Source organism: Pantoea sp. GbtcB22 (assembly GCF_019091025.1).
GTDB lineage: Bacteria > Pseudomonadota > Gammaproteobacteria > Enterobacterales > Enterobacteriaceae > Pantoea > Pantoea leporis.
On sequence record NZ_JAGXKB010001034.1, the window covers coordinates 1 to 230 of the forward strand.

The 230-nt window shown below is 45.2% G+C and carries 1 protein-coding gene; it reads right to left on the reverse strand.

Features of this window, described 5'->3' with window-relative positions; translation table 11 throughout:
• Positions 1 to 230, reverse strand: a 230-nt coding sequence (locus KVT28_RS27420; protein WP_217551514.1) for an acyltransferase family protein, incomplete at both ends; no start/stop codon positions are given.

Genomic DNA, 230 nt, shown 5'->3' on the forward strand with positions numbered 1-230 from the left:
GAGGTTCTGTGAAATACGCTGCGCGGTGACCTCGGTTGAGATGCCGACAATCGACCACCACTGAATAAACCCCCACAAAATATAGAGATAAAACAGGCTGGTGATGCGACTGGTAAACACCTGTTTCCAGGGCCGATTTAAAATACCGTTAGTGGCTAATAAGCCCGAAACAAAGAAAAACACGGTCATACCAAGCGGCGATAATACAGTATTAAACTGCACCCATATTT